Source organism: Dictyobacter kobayashii, assembly GCF_003967555.1.
In the GTDB taxonomy this organism is placed as follows: domain Bacteria; phylum Chloroflexota; class Ktedonobacteria; order Ktedonobacterales; family Ktedonobacteraceae; genus Dictyobacter; species Dictyobacter kobayashii.
Genome location: NZ_BIFS01000002.1, coordinates 2,597,361 through 2,611,311, shown reverse-complemented (window position 1 = coordinate 2,611,311; position 13,951 = coordinate 2,597,361). Strand labels below are relative to the sequence as shown.

At 52.0% G+C, this 13,951-nt stretch carries 17 protein-coding genes and 1 pseudogene; 2 read left to right on the top strand and 16 right to left on the bottom strand.

The window, feature by feature from the left end; genetic code table 11:
* Nucleotides 1–623: 623 nt before the first annotated feature.
* Nucleotides 624–1,700, top strand: coding sequence for a hypothetical protein (locus tag EL645_RS37935; RefSeq protein WP_126557551.1), 1,077 nt, complete (start codon nt 624–626; stop codon nt 1,698–1,700).
* A 297-nt stretch (nt 1,701–1,997) separates the two neighbouring features.
* On the opposite strand, the gene EL645_RS37930 is transcribed toward EL645_RS37935, so the two are convergent.
* Both EL645_RS37930 and EL645_RS37925 read right to left on the bottom strand, forming a co-directional pair.
* Nucleotides 1,998–2,636, bottom strand: coding sequence for a TetR/AcrR family transcriptional regulator (locus tag EL645_RS37930; protein ID WP_126557550.1), 639 nt, complete (start codon nt 2,634–2,636; stop codon nt 1,998–2,000).
* 985 nt (nt 2,637–3,621) lie between these two features.
* Entirely contained in the window at nt 3,622–4,392 is a 771-nt protein-coding gene (locus tag EL645_RS37925) for an LLM class flavin-dependent oxidoreductase (protein ID WP_126557549.1), read from the bottom strand.
* Nucleotides 4,393–4,630: 238 nt separating this feature from the next.
* Between EL645_RS37925 and EL645_RS37920 the strand changes: the two genes are divergently transcribed.
* Nucleotides 4,631–4,921 (top strand): NIPSNAP family protein, encoded by a 291-nt coding sequence (locus EL645_RS37920; protein WP_126557548.1) that lies wholly within the window; start codon nt 4,631–4,633, stop codon nt 4,919–4,921.
* Nucleotides 4,922–5,084: 163 nt separating this feature from the next.
* Here EL645_RS37920 and hypE read toward each other — a convergent pair whose 3' ends face one another.
* From hypE to EL645_RS37860, 14 genes and pseudogenes are all read right to left on the bottom strand, one after another.
* The gene (gene hypE / locus EL645_RS37915; RefSeq protein WP_126557547.1) at nt 5,085–6,179 is read right to left on the bottom strand and encodes a hydrogenase expression/formation protein HypE; all 1,095 of its coding nucleotides are present in this window, start codon (nt 6,177–6,179) and stop codon (nt 5,085–5,087) included.
* A 145-nt stretch (nt 6,180–6,324) separates the two neighbouring features.
* Nucleotides 6,325–7,473, bottom strand: a complete 1,149-nt coding sequence (gene hypD / locus EL645_RS37910; protein ID WP_126557546.1) for a hydrogenase formation protein HypD — start codon at nt 7,471–7,473, stop codon at nt 6,325–6,327.
* A gap of 56 nt (nt 7,474–7,529) precedes the next feature.
* A complete protein-coding gene (locus EL645_RS37905) occupies nt 7,530–8,204 on the bottom strand; it encodes a D-sedoheptulose-7-phosphate isomerase (RefSeq protein ID WP_126557545.1) in 675 nt (224 codons plus the stop codon).
* Between the two features lie 5 nt (nt 8,205–8,209).
* Nucleotides 8,210–8,524 carry a HypC/HybG/HupF family hydrogenase formation chaperone gene (locus EL645_RS37900; protein ID WP_126557544.1) on the bottom strand — a complete coding sequence of 105 codons (315 nt, stop codon included), beginning with the start codon at nt 8,522–8,524 and terminating at the stop codon, nt 8,210–8,212.
* On the bottom strand, nt 8,521–9,156 hold the full coding sequence (locus tag EL645_RS37895) for a D-sedoheptulose-7-phosphate isomerase (protein ID WP_126557543.1): 636 nt from the start codon (nt 9,154–9,156) through the stop codon (nt 8,521–8,523). Before EL645_RS37895 ends, EL645_RS37900 begins: the two co-directional genes overlap by 4 nt.
* 15 nt (nt 9,157–9,171) lie before the next feature.
* A complete protein-coding gene (locus EL645_RS37890) occupies nt 9,172–9,444 on the bottom strand; it encodes a HypC/HybG/HupF family hydrogenase formation chaperone (RefSeq protein WP_126557542.1) in 273 nt (90 codons plus the stop codon).
* A gap of 58 nt (nt 9,445–9,502) precedes the next feature.
* Nucleotides 9,503–9,766 carry a GTP-binding protein gene (locus EL645_RS44975; protein WP_218032270.1) on the bottom strand — a complete coding sequence of 88 codons (264 nt, stop codon included), beginning with the start codon at nt 9,764–9,766 and terminating at the stop codon, nt 9,503–9,505.
* A 2-nt stretch (nt 9,767–9,768) separates the two neighbouring features.
* Complete coding sequence (gene hypB, locus EL645_RS44970) at nt 9,769–10,176, bottom strand: hydrogenase nickel incorporation protein HypB (RefSeq protein WP_218032269.1); 408 nt, start codon at nt 10,174–10,176, stop codon at nt 9,769–9,771.
* Nucleotides 10,133–10,552: a hydrogenase maturation nickel metallochaperone HypA gene (gene hypA / locus EL645_RS37880; RefSeq protein ID WP_126557541.1), complete on the bottom strand. Its 420-nt coding sequence runs from the start codon at nt 10,550–10,552 to the stop codon at nt 10,133–10,135. The genes hypB and hypA overlap by 44 nt, the downstream gene beginning before the upstream one ends.
* A 58-nt stretch (nt 10,553–10,610) precedes the next feature.
* Nucleotides 10,611–10,730, bottom strand: a complete 120-nt coding sequence (locus tag EL645_RS46165) for a DUF6893 family small protein (protein ID WP_371865818.1) — start codon at nt 10,728–10,730, stop codon at nt 10,611–10,613.
* Nucleotides 10,727–11,596 (bottom strand): hydrogenase maturation protease, encoded by an 870-nt coding sequence (locus EL645_RS42040; RefSeq protein WP_218032268.1) that lies wholly within the window; start codon nt 11,594–11,596, stop codon nt 10,727–10,729. Before EL645_RS42040 ends, EL645_RS46165 begins: the two co-directional genes overlap by 4 nt.
* The gene (locus EL645_RS37870; protein WP_126557540.1) at nt 11,580–12,632 is read right to left on the bottom strand and encodes a hypothetical protein; all 1,053 of its coding nucleotides are present in this window, start codon (nt 12,630–12,632) and stop codon (nt 11,580–11,582) included. Before EL645_RS37870 ends, EL645_RS42040 begins: the two co-directional genes overlap by 17 nt.
* Nucleotides 12,629–13,278, bottom strand: a pseudogene (locus EL645_RS37865) (DUF6084 family protein). The gene EL645_RS37870 and the pseudogene EL645_RS37865 overlap by 4 nt, the downstream one beginning before the upstream one ends.
* Complete coding sequence (locus tag EL645_RS37860; RefSeq protein ID WP_126557539.1) at nt 13,259–13,951, bottom strand: DUF5947 family protein; 693 nt, start codon at nt 13,949–13,951, stop codon at nt 13,259–13,261. The pseudogene EL645_RS37865 and the gene EL645_RS37860 overlap by 20 nt, the downstream one beginning before the upstream one ends.

Sequence of the window (13,951 nt, the reverse complement as noted above, 5' to 3'; positions counted from 1 at the left end):
CAGGCGCTGCGGCGTCTAAACATAGTGGGTATCACAGATGTTGGGGTAGTCAATGTTCCTGGTACATAAAAATCTATGTATGTATGTACACCATATTGAATTACTTTAGTTTTAATATTAATAAAATATTAATAACTGTAATCTTGCCAGTAAACTGTTTTAATGATTATGCATCCATTTCTTCAGAAAATAAAAAAAATGGTTACATATCTTATTATAGTACATTAATTGCTTATCAGGCAATGCATAAAGCATATTTTCGCAAAATCTCAATAATATATTGATATCAAACATTATAGCACCTATTGTAGCATGGCTTGTCTAGCAATATTAATACATATACATACGCCCTCTCATCTCAGAATGTATCTGATCCTCATGATCACTGCGATCTTCACGCCTGAGTTTGCGCCACACACAAAAAGCTCGGGCGCGCCAGCGCACGTCCGCGTAAGAGTGGCACGCTTCCCATGATGGGAGTAAGACACATTCTCAGATGGGATTAAATACAACAGTCTTATATGATATGTGAAATATATTAACTATGCTGACGTATATATTAAGAAAACAATTTTTACTATATAAACAAGTAAATAATCTGGCTATAGCAAAGGACGTTTAATATGCGCACTTCACTTGAAGCGAAACATCCTGTTCTCGCAGCTATCTCCATTGGACTCGGCTTCGGCATAGTTGCAGGCATCATACAAACAGTCCTCAGTCTGTTTAATCTCTCTGTCTATGCTTCTTATCAAAGTTCAGCGACCATTTCTGGACTGGTAATGCTGCTTTCGGTGCTGGGCTGGTTGGCGGCTGGCTGGTTCAGTGGTAAAAAGACGCACAGAGATTATCTAGGAATTATTGCGGGATTATGCGGAGGATTGATCGGGATCATGGTGGGATTGACGGTGCCCTTAATTTTGCTTGTGCACCGGACCTGGGGCTATAGCTCATTTAATCTCCCCGTCATCCTCTCAGATGAGCTTATTCAACAAACACCATTTGAGTTGCAGCTGCTAGGATTTAGTATAGGGGCTGGCTTTCTGGGAAGCTGGCTAAGCTGCCGTTTCTTTCCAGCCCGCTCAAACTACACATCCATTGATATACTCTCAACCAATGAAGCAGCTACCATAAGCCACCCACAGACAGGGACAACCATTTATGTGATGGTCACATGTGCGGTACTCGTGCTGGTCCATTACCTTGTTGCCTATCCTATGGGGCAGATCCTGCGGGGACGCTTATATGATAGTCAATTGCCATATGGTCAGAATCTCTCAATGATCAATGCAACCGTCTTCCCTACCACGGCCCTTGTGGGCAGCATCTTTCTCGCTGCCTGTAGCTTTATTGCCTGCCTGCTAGAACGAAGGCGCAGTACCAGCGCGCTACATCCAGATCGGCCCCTTAAACTTGCTTTATGGATCGCTATCGCTGGAACCCTCGTCAACATCAGCATGCTGATCATCTATATCTGCAGCAATTATTTTTATAACCTCTATGGACAACCCCTGCAAGCACTAAAAAACATGCTCGACCCCTACCTCGCGTCCTTTCCCCTGGTTGGTCTCTATGTGCTTCTGGGAGCCATCGGAACATTCTTCCTGGGTCGTCTGGGTTCCAAACTGGGCTCAAGGTATAGGCGACCGCAGCCAAAGGAAGAGCGTCCAGACCTTGCCACCCATAGCATAGACCGCTAAATGAACGCCCTCAATCAAAATCAACAATAATAACGATCCGTACGTGCGGGGCTTGCCCCGCTTCTATCCTTCCTGCCCGAAAAATCAACAATAATAACGATCCGTACGTGCGGGGCTTGCCCCCGCTTCTATCCTTCCTGCCCGAAAAATCAACAATAATAACGCCATACGCTCAACCAAATAACTGCAAAATCCTCTTCTTGTTGCTTTTTCGAGGCGAAAGGCTAAAAGCGGGACAAGCCCCGCGCGTACTTTTCGTTGTTCTATTGCATATTCAGGCACAGACGAACGGGATAGTTATGGGAGCAACCAGCGCTCAAATTGTTCCACGGTCTGCTCCAGCTCTTCAGCCAGCATCCCTAATTGTAATGAGACACCTTTGAAGAAGGACATAATGGTATGAGCAGCCAGGGCCGGATTGAGATCCGCTCGAAAAAGTCCCTGGCCGATACCATCCCTTAACAGGTTCGTCAGATATTGTCTCCAATCATCATCAGTCTTCTTCAAGATTGGATAGATGGCCTGGTCACGTTCGGATCTCAGGAGGAGTTCACCCATCACACGAAAGATTTCAGGGGTCGTAATGAGTTTGTGGGTCAAATTGACCAGGTGCTGGTGCAGTACGTCTACCGGCGTATTTACAGATAAAGCAACCACCGGCTCCTGGACAACGACAATATGCTGGACAATATAATCGACAACGCCCTGGATAAGTCTTTCTTTAGTCGAGAAATAATAGTAGAGAGTTCCAATATTCATCCCCGCCCGTGCCGCTACATCGCGTGTGCGCAAACCCTCAACCCCTTTGGTGGCAATCAATTGAAAAGCAGCCATTACTATATCCTGACGGCGGTCATCACCGCCAGTACTACCTCCAATCGGCACCTGTATATTCTCTGCATTCATATGGGTGTGGGTGTTATCATCCTGATGCATTATACCTATCTCCTACAATCAAACGCTTGACCGAACATCATGAACCGCTAAAACAAACAGCCAGGCCTTTGACCGAAAAATACAAAATTATCGCAATTATAAATTCAATAATATATGCCATCTGTGGCACACATTTATATCATCTGTCATCCATCCACATTCAATACTCACTATATCTCTCTTCGCTTGAAAACCACAAATGTGATTCTTGTAATCTCCGTAGTTATACATACAGATTATACTAAGAAGACTGTTTGTTGTACAAATGGATAAAATTTTGAAAAGATAATGAGAAAATTGGTCGGGAATCGTCAATAATTATAAACTCACACCGGGTAGGATTTTTTGGTGTCAGATAGCGCAGAGGAATTTGTGAGCTCATAGTAAGCCATCAGAAGATCTATATTGACCAGGACATAAGAGCTATTAAATAAAAAAGAAAACCGGGCAGGTGTATGACATAAGATGTTGTCTTTTATGTCTACATGCTACCCGGTACTCGTTTGGCCGAGATTTCAGAAGCGCCTGGACAGTTGCTTACTTATTTCACAAAACATATATCATGTCAGACAAGGTTTTGTCAATTCCCAGGCAATTAAGTAGAGAAAATTCTTTAATAGAGACGTACATGGAATACACGTTTATCAAGTTACTGTGTGTAAAATCGGTATGCTAATTACGTATGTCTTTTCTTAATCTATTAGATAGTGTCTTTCATCCATCATGCAAACCATGTCGCTCGCATGCGAACGTGCGCTGGCGCGCCCGCATCTTTTTTTGAGTGGTGCAAACAGTGCGCGGGCGCACTATTTGCACCACTCAAAGATGACTTCTTGAGCACCTCTGGCGCGCAAACTTAGACGTGAAGATGGGCGCACTGTTTGCACCACTCAAAATGACTTCTTGAGCGCCTCTGGCGCGCAAACTTAGCCGTGAAGATGGCGGCAATCATGAGGATCAGACACATTCCAGGAAATACTATGAATTAATCTGCTAGATTGGCCATGGCGGCCAGCGAATTAAAGGGCTCCCAGATAGTCAGGAAGGTGCGTTCCACGCCCAGGGCTTGCCAGGTGGCCAGTTTTTCCTGGATATCTTCGGGCCAGTCCCATACATAGACCGAGAGGGCAAGTGGACGCTGTGCGGCCGCGATCTGATCAGCCGCAAAACGAATGAGCTCATCATCGGCATAGACGTTGATCTCGTCCGCATAGGTGACCGCGCTCTGGATCAGGCGTCGAGATTTGCCGGCTCCTACAACTACGCGCATAGGTGTAACAGGAACGGGCGTCGAGGCCGCCTCAAGCAGTTGAATATGCTCACCGGTAAAAGTAATTTTCTGCCCGGTCCAGATCTGCCGCAGGACCAGGATGGTTTCCCTTAAACCATCGATGCGTGTCTGCGCCTCCGGAATCGGTAAGCCCCAGGCCCGCGCCTCCTGGAAATAATCGCCCGCACCAATGCCTAACTCAAAACGTCCCGCGCTCAAAATTGATAGGACCGCTGCCTCTTTGGCCAGTACGCCCGGCAAATAATTCAGGCGATCAATCACCATCGGCACCAGCTTGATGCGTTTGGTGCTCAAGGCCAGTGCCCCATATAGCGACCAGCCGCTAATATATGGCCACTCCAGATTATCCGTATGAAAATGATCCAAAAAGCTCACGGCGTCAAATCCCTGAGCATCAGCCGCCTGTACCGCCGCCAGAATAGCCGACCAATTCCCTGTCGGCCCCAGATTAACCCCGATGCGCATATCAGCTACCTCCCTGCAGGTGAATGTAACAAACAGATCTTGCAGAGAATATACCTCCTCAATATGACATCTCCTGTCATGAAATATCACGTATCTCTATTTTCCGCTTTTCTTTGCTTGCAATAGAATAAGAGCCAGTAAACGCCTGCGCCTACAATATGGAATGCGCATCTGAGCAACTGGTAGGTGACGGCGTGCAGGCAGAAAACCCCCAATATGAGAGAGGAGAACCCCAATCATGTTTATCTTCTATTCGATTCATTTTCCGCACCCTGAAAAAGAAGAACTATTAGTTCAAAGTATGCACGAATTTGGTGAACTGATGAAGAAACAGCCAGGGATTATTTTCCAGGCTCCTTATCCTTTTAAGGACCCTGAAAAAGGAACGCTCATGGGTATCGCCATCTGGGAATCGCAGGAAGCTTTCCAGGCGGCCCTTCCCAACTTGCAGAGCGTCCGGCAGAATAGCCAATCTCATGAGTGGGAAGTTAAACCACCTGAGGTTTATTTGCTTAATTCGGCGCTCTAAAGGGTGAAGCATAGTGTGAACAGCGCAGGTATCGAGGCTAAAGGCGAAGACGAGAGGAGAAAGCCTCTAAAAAATGATGCTTTTTCGTGCATGAACGGATAAAACGGGGACAAGCCCCACACGTACAGCGCTCAGTTGCTTAGCTGGTTGCTGAGTGAGGTGTTCAACAGATGCGCGGCAAGGGATCGCCAACCAGCATGTCCAGCACACGGGTACCACCGATATCGGTACGCAGGAATACCATGCCTGCTGGCTCCGCCTGGACGGTTCCAATGACCATGGCTTCGCGTCCGAGGGGATGGGAGCGTAGAACTTTTAGGGCCTCCTGCTCAACCTCGGGGGCCACAATGGCCAGTAGCTTCCCTTCGTTGGCAATGGTAAGTGGATCAAGCCCTAAAATTTCGCAGGCTCCTCTTACACCTTCATGCACCGGGATAGACTGCTCATCCAGGGCAATCGAGACCTCAGCCCCCAGGGCAATCTCGTTGAGGGCGGTCGCCACGCCTCCACGCGTGGGATCTTTCAGGCAGTGGAGACTGGTGCCAATGCTATCCAACAGGGCCGCTACCAGCGTATGCAAGGGGGCGCTATCGCTCTCCACATCGGTCTCGATATCCAGTTCTTCACGAGCCATCATGATAGCTACGCCATGATCGCCAATCGCGCCACTGAGCAATACCCGATCTCCCGGCTGCACCTGTGTCTGTCCCACATTCGCGGTCGCACGCACTACGCCCACGCCCGCCGTGTTAATAAAGATGCCATCGGCCTTGTTGCGCTGCACCACCTTGGTATCACCTGTCACGATCAGGACGCCGGCCTCATGGGCCGCCCGGGCCATGGAATCCACGATGCGCTTCAATTGCTCCATCGAGAAGCCCTCTTCCAGAATGATGCCCACGGAAAGATATAATGGATCGGCCCCGGCCATCGATAGATCGTTGATAGTGCCATGCACGGCCAGTTTGCCGATATCGCCACCGGCGAAAAAGAGCGGATTAACCACATAGCTATCGGTTGTGAAGGCCAGGCGCTGCTCCCCAATGGTGATGGTGGCTGCATCCTCCATACGGTCCAGCACGGTATTCGCAAATGCGGGGGCGAAGATGCCTTCGATTAAGTTGTGGGTGGCCTTGCCACCGCTACCATGACTGAGGGTGACATGTTCATCGCGCAGGTAGAATTTGTGGCGGCGTGCCTGTCGGCTGCGCTCGATCTTTGCCAGCACCTCATCGCTTTGTATAGATTGCTTTTCCATGCTTAAACCTCCGGCCGAACCGCTCTCTTATCGCAACTCAGGTAATAAAATATATATCTTGTATTCCGCCTGCGGCGGAAAGTGAATAAGGGATTGAGTGGTGGCAGGCGGGGCTCGCCGCCCCACCCTGCTTGAGAATTAGTCTTCATGATGTCTGCTGTGTGACCGGGGCGATGTTGAGGCGGCCGCGTTCAGATGCCATGGAGAAACGTCCATAATTAAAGTAGGCCGCACAGGCTCCTTCGGGTGAGACCATACAGGTCCCGATCGGTGTCTCGGGGGTGCAGGCGGTTCCGAAGACTTTACATTCCCAGGGCTTGATTACGCCCTTCAATACTTCGCCACACTGGCAGGCTTTGGGATCGGCAACGCGCAGACCCGGTACTTCGAAGCGTAATTCAGCATCCCACTGCGCGAACTCGGGCCGCAATTTAAGGGCGCTCTGGGTGATAAAGCCTAACCCACGCCATTCAAAAAACGGTCGCAATTCCATGGTGCGCGCCATGGATTCAAGTGCCTTGACGTTGCCCTCGGGTCGCACCACGCGTGCATATTGATTCTCGACCTCGGAGCGGCCCTCGCTGATCTGCTGCACCAGCATATGCACGGATTGAATGATATCCAGTGGCTCAAAACCGGCCACCACAATCGGCTTGCGATGCTGCCGCGCGATAAAGGTATAGGGGCGCAACCCGATCACCATCGTGACGTGGCCCGGTCCCACAAAACCGTCCAGGCGCAAATCTGGCGAGTCGAGGATAGCTTTAATGGCCGGGATGATGGTGACATGGTTACAGAAGATCGAGAAGTTTTTGATATCTTCGGCCTGGGCCCGCAACAAAGTGACCGCCGTAGAGGGGGCGGTAGTTTCAAAACCAATGGCGAAAAATACTACCTGCTTGTCTGGATATTGGCGCGCTAACTTGAGGGCATCCAGCGGCGAGTAGACAAAGCGTACGTCGGCCCCTTCGGCCTTCGCATCCAACAGGCTGCCATGCGAGCCTGGCACGCGCATCATATCCCCAAAGGTGGTGAAAATGACGTTCTCCATGTGGGCGATCGCGATGGCGTCGTCCACCCGGCCCATCGGTAGCACACAGACCGGACAACCAGGACCATGGACGAGATCAATGCTGGGCGGTAAGATGTCTTCAATCCCATGCTTATAAATGGTGTGGGTGTGGCCGCCACAGACCTCCATAAACTTGAATTGCCGGCCGTCACTTAAACGGGCGATATCGGCCGCGACCCGACTCGCCAGGGCTGAATCTCGATATTCATCAACATACTTCACGATCCTTCTCCTTATGTATATACCTGGAGGCAGGCGATGAAAGCTACGGTGACAGCTTATGATGTAGGATGGTCGAGTAAGGCTTGCACCATTTCTAGTATGGCATGATAGGCGGTCGCCTGGGCCTCCTGAATACGTGGAATATGGTCGCAGGGGGCGGTAATACAGATGTCGACCTCGGGTGAACGCGCCAGTTTGCCACCATCGTAGCCAGAGAGGCCAATAGTTAGCAGGCCCTGTTTTTTAGCCTGCTCAAGGGCCTGCAAAATGTTGACCGAGTTGCCACTGGTTGAGACACCCAGGGCGATATCGCCAGGCTGCCCTAAAGCGATGATCTGGCGCGTAAATATGGTGGGGAAGCCGACATCATTGCCCAGCGCAGTGACCACGGCGACATCATTGGTTAAGGCGAGCGCGGGCAAGGGACGCCAGTGCGCAAAGGGTGGGTTGACCAGTTCGGTAACCATATCCTGGGCGTCAGTGGCGCTCCCACCGTTGCCAAAGGCGAAGAGCGTGGCACCGGCCTGGAAAGCGCGCGCCATCGCTTCACCAGCGGCGATGATACGCTCGCCCGCGCTGGCATGCATATGATGCCGTAACGCCACCACCTCATGGCACTTTTCCAGCGTCGAGTGGCGCACCTGCGCGATTACTTCGGCGCGGTCAACTTTCTCTCCTTCGAACAGATACGGATAAAAGAGTTGATCATAGCGACTACCTTGTTCGGGCATGGCGATTACCCTCCCTCCTCATCTACTACCGGACAGCGTTCAAGGGCTACACCACCATGGACCAGTACGAGATCGCCCGGGCCGACCTGCTCCAGCAGGCTAATATCAATCTCTTCCGTATGGGTGGGCGTGACCGCTACCCTGGCCGTGCCCGCGCCAAAGTCCACCGCGACCACGCGCAACTCCAGCGCTTCATCAGAACAGGTGATACAGTGTCCCTCTCCTCCATCAGGCACACAACAGGCATCAGTGGTAGGCCTGTCATTGATCGGCAGGGACCCCGGCGCATGGCTGGAAGGGGGTGCATAATCGTTATTCATTGCAATACTCCTTCGTGCTCGAAAAAGACATGCACAAGTTCCCAGAGCACATGGTAGAGGGTCTCGTGGGTCTCTTGAATCACCAGGGGATCGCTGCTGGGGACCACGAAGCAGAAATCCAGGTAAGCTTGCTCGCTTACTACGCCATTGTGAAGCACAGCATCGACCATGCCACCACCATGACCACCACACAGTCCCAGTGTCAGTAATCCTATTTGATGAGCTTTTTGCAGGGCATTGATGACATTCGCACAGTTACCATCGGGCGAGAAGCCAAGTGCGATATCCTGTGGACGCGCCAGCACGCTGATGTGCCGCGCAAAGGCTCCCTCGGCCTGCGCAGCCGAGGCATGCATACCGCTGAGGGTGGCGCTATCGTTCGTCAAAGCGATGGCGGGCAAGGCGCGCTTACCCACGATCACCGGATGAACGAACTCCACCGAGACATGCTGCGCGTCGGTAGCCCAGGGGCCATTGCCGAAAGCCAGCAGGCGACCACCCTGGTGAAAGCGGCGCGCCATTGACCAGCAGGCCTCGGCGATATGACCGGCCTCAGCCGTGAAAAAGGTTTCTGGTATAGTAGTGCTCAAGTTTACCCGAGCCGCTAAGATGGCCGCCAGGTCAACTGCCATAGCCTCACACTTTCCTCATTCGATCTGGCTCTTATGAAACATCGCCAGTTCGTCAGTATAAGGATCACCCATTAGTTTAAGGGCCTTCTGCGTCTCCATCGCCTCCTGTTCATTGATCTTACTCATGGCAAAACCAACATGCACCAGTACCCAATCACCGGGTGCGATACCTTCTGCCCGTACCAGGGTGATGCTGACATTGCGCTTAACCCCCGAGACTTCTACCTTTGCAATGTCGAAGCTATCATCCACGATCTCTACAATGCGACCTGGAATACCAAGACACATAGTCTTTCTCCTTCGCGTATATCACAGACGCTGCCTTGCGCCCTCTCGTTTTACCTTGTTACACACCTGAGCGAGCATGCGCTATTTTGCGGCCAACCGTCTGCAACCAGGCACACCAGGCATCCAACCCCTCACCCGTGCGGCAACTCAACTCAAACATCTGCAATTGCGGGTTGACCGCCAGGGCAAAGCGTTTGACGGTGGCCAGGTCATAATCAACGTATGGCAAGAGGTCAATCTTGTTGATAATCATGACCTGCGAGGCGGCAAACATAGCGGGATATTTGGCCGGTTTATCGTCGCCCTCGGTGGTGCTAACCACAATTACTTTGATATCTTCTCCCAGGTTCCAACCAGCGGGCAGACCAGGTTGCCGACGTTTTCGATAAAGAGGAGGTCAAGGGAGTCCATTGTGAGCTCCTGCAGCGCCAGCTGGACCATATGGGCCTCCAGGTGACAGGTCCCTTGCGTGATAATCTGGACGGCCTGGGCTCCGGCAAGCGTGATGCGCTCGGCATCGGCACTGGTCTCTACATCGCCTTCGATAACGCCAATCTCTAATCGGGTCTGCAAACGTTGAATCGTCTGCTCCAGCAATGTGGTCTTGCCCGCGCCCGCTGAGCTCATCAGGTTGAGGGTAAAGATCTGCCGCTCATGCAACTGCTGGTGGATATCCTGGGCGATTCGCTCATTGGCCGCCAGAATATTCTGGACGATAGGCACATTCGGCATGCTCATTACCTCCTTCCGGCTCAATATCGGCGTTATCGATCTCCATATCCTGAATCATAAATTCGGTGCCCGCGCACACTTCGGCTTCCCATTGTTCACAGTCTGGACATTGTAAGATACATTGCACGACATGGAATTCAGTGCCACAATAACGGCAACGCGCTCGATGGGGGACAATATCGATCTCTAATTGCGCCCCATTTAGTACAGGCTGTGAACTGGCAATGACCTCAAAACAGAACGTCAGGGCTTCAGTATCCACAGCATTAGCCTCACCAATGCGCACGTGGACACGTTTCACACGTGTGGCCTGGTGCAGAGTGGCCTGCTCCATAACGATTCCAGCGATAGCGTCGGCGATAGAAAGTTCATGCATATCAATCTTCTCTGGCCGTTCAGGCCAACCTACTTATGCTCGCTCTGCTTAAACTTACTTACATATCTCGCATACGTAAATAACGCTGAATGTCTGGTAGTTGAATACCTACAATGAGCAGGCCCAGACCAGCCAACGCCAACATCAGGTAAGACAGGTTGATGCGAATGGTGATCATGACACGACTCCTTTGGGAGGCAACACTATTTCCGGTAACATACTAAGTTTATCGACTAGCTGGTCAATCATCTCGATAGCCGCAGGGATCATGGCCTGGACAGGATCGCTTAAACCGACCAGAAGATCTTCTTCTGCATTGCCTAACACGGCAGGTTCGCACCCAACCAGCAGGGTATGGATGGGACGCGCACCCAGATGGTGGGCGAAGGCCAGTACTTTAACGGGGTCCATGCTGTGCGCGTCCAGAAAGGCTCCCTGCGCTCCGGCCTGCTGCATGGACGTGAGATCGGGCTCGATCACATAGAGCGTGCCTGGCGCGCCACCACGTGGTACCGCATCTACCAGAATCAATTCGTCATAATCATCCAGCAGCGTATAGGCCAGATCCACGCCACGAATCCCAAAATCCACCACCTCAACGTTGGCTGGATAGTGGCGGCGGGCCAGCAACCGCTGGGCAACCTCGACGCCAAAACCATCATCCCAAAGAAGATATTGCCAATGCCCGCAATCAAGATCCTCCGGGAATGGTCTGCCCGGGTCGGCCCATTCATGGGGTCTCCTCCCCACCAGTTCAATCTCATCTGGATAGAAGAAGAAACGATGTCCGGGCAACACCCGATCCTCTTCTGGCTCACGGCCAGGATCATCCTCTAGCGTGATAACCAGGTACATGCGATCCTCGAAGTCTTGCTGAATACTCTCCACACGCCCAAGCCTGTATTCCAACAACATATCAAACGCATCGGCCTTAGCATGAGGATGCAGCCGTACACGGTCACCAGGTCTGGCAACCCCACCAATAACACTCACCAGGTGTGGGTGTGGCTGTGATTGTGGTTGTGGTTCAAATGGATTCGCCATATGATTCTTTCCCTTCCTGTGCAGGCTGCTGCCACTCATAGCTACGGATCACGCCGTGCAGTTTCATAAATTGTTCTGTTGAAAGCGACTCTGTGCGTTCTAGAATCTCGCGGGCCCGCACATCGCCATGTCTGAGCTCTTCTTTCTCGTCTTCGGTCAGGGTCATCATGCGCAAGGTTAATAGCTCATCGATTTCGGTGCCATCGAAAAAGGAGCCGATACTCTCGGGCGCGATGCGCGGATAGTCGTACAGAATAATGGGCGATGAGAGCATGGCGTTCTGCTCGCCTGCATCCCCGATCAAGACCGGCCAGGTATGCAGATTCTGACAGGCGCGTGCTGGCTCACTTAATTGCGCGGGCGGGTCCAGCAAGGAAAAAAACTGCCCTCGCTCAATCTGCAGGATAGTGTGGGTTGAAATAAACGAGTAGAGCAGGACCGCTTCACGCTGGCCGGGATCAATACCGATCTGCGGCGTATCATTTTCGATGCTGATACTCAGTTTATACACTGCATCCGCGACTTTGCTGGCAGAGATACAGACCAGCCCACAGATATCTTGCTGCTCACGCGCAGAAGAAATAATCGTGGCATCGGTGGTAGTGGCCGAGACATAGCGACCGGCAAAGGCAATCTGCTCCTGGACTGGTTGGTCCAGAAGATTCTGGAGCTTAATCCCTGCAATGACTACTTCACGCGCGACCCCCTCCTCCCATTCATCTTGTATCTGCCGCTGGATGGCGGATGTTTGCCCGCTTAAAGCGGATTGATGATCATACTGCACCACACTATTCAGTAGTAGATGCAAGAAACGCACCGAGATGGTCAGCTGCGTGTTCTTTGTGCCCTGCAACAGGCATTCGGTCTGCATCTTCCATGGTTCAGTATCGCAGCGCGTGCGACTATAGGCATGGGGATACACGACGCCAAAGGTCCAACGCTGCCGATTTTTGATAGCGGAGCGGCGATAGGGATAGAGCAGATAACCCTCATACAGCACAGCGTCCGCGATCTCTTTAATATGTTCAATCTTCATGGCTGTGCCTCCTGTCGGGCCTGTGCCAGCAGTTGGGTCAACGCACCCTCCCATGTGGGTTGGCCGTGTTCCACTTTATAGCGATAGAGTTGATCAAATACCTCCCTCTGGAGGCGTATCCAGGTGCTATTGGGATAATAATGCTCGATCATGGCTTGCCAGAGCGAGATTGGCATCCGGTAGCTGGCCTCCTTGGACCAGGAGACGCGGCTCACCTGCAGGTTATCGTGCTCATCTTGATAGAAAATGGTGCCGCTAAATAAGAAGAGCAGGGCACATTCCCATCCTGCAAAGCGGCCAGGTACTTGGTGCTCAGCACTTCAAAGTCATAAGTACAGGCGACCGGTAGGGTAAGGGTGGTCTGCTCGCGGAAAGAAGGCACAATCGTACTGATGTGGAGCCATAAAAAGCTGCGCAGCGTCTCACGCCAGCGTTCGGCCGTGCCAAACACATCCTGTAGATGCTCCTGCTCTTCCCGGCTATAGCGCCGTTGGGGCGCGGCAATCTGCAGCTGACAACGCAGGGCGATACTGCTAATCTGCTCGGCAGGCACCTTATTCGTGATCGCGAGCGTAAAACCCAGTGTCGGCACGGCCGCAAACGGGATTACCTCGGCCGCAGTGACTTCAAAGTTTAGATCTGGCATTCATCGATCCTTTCGCCTCTGAAGGATACTTCCATACAGTCGACTTCGCCTGTATGGCTGCAAAGTAGTCTGTAATGCCCTGCCATACCGTAGCGCCACCACTAAAACCACGCCAGGTGCGGCGAATCATACCAACCAGTTGATAACAGCTATCGATCGGCACCAGGTAGTAGCGATATGGAGCCGTGAGACGCTGGATGAGCAAGGCCTCCACCTCAGGTTCCATCTCCGCAAGGATAGGATTCTCATCTAGCAACGGCTGCCATTGGCACTCATCAAGCAAGGACTCGATAGCTCCGGCTGGTCCTGGATAGAAGGCGGTCAACTGCCGCCTGTCTTCTGCCGGAGTCCAAACCAGAAAGGCCATATTGACCGGTATCAGCAGTTCATTCCAGGCACTATCACTGAGCACGAATTCTTCTAACAGGAGGTAACGTTCAGGGACCAGACAATACTTGCCCGCGCCTGCTCCACCGCGACCCATCAACAGCGAACATGCGTTACAGACACAGCGCACGGTATGCGCGGAGCGTTCCCACAGATGTTTATGCTCTGGCGGCAGGCCCTCGCTACACAATTCACATGGCCCGACGACCGACCTGGCCGGCTCGATAGGAGCGCGCAGGAACTGGCGTAAACCACGGAAAGGCGCACGCGCCTGCTCGCTATCCAT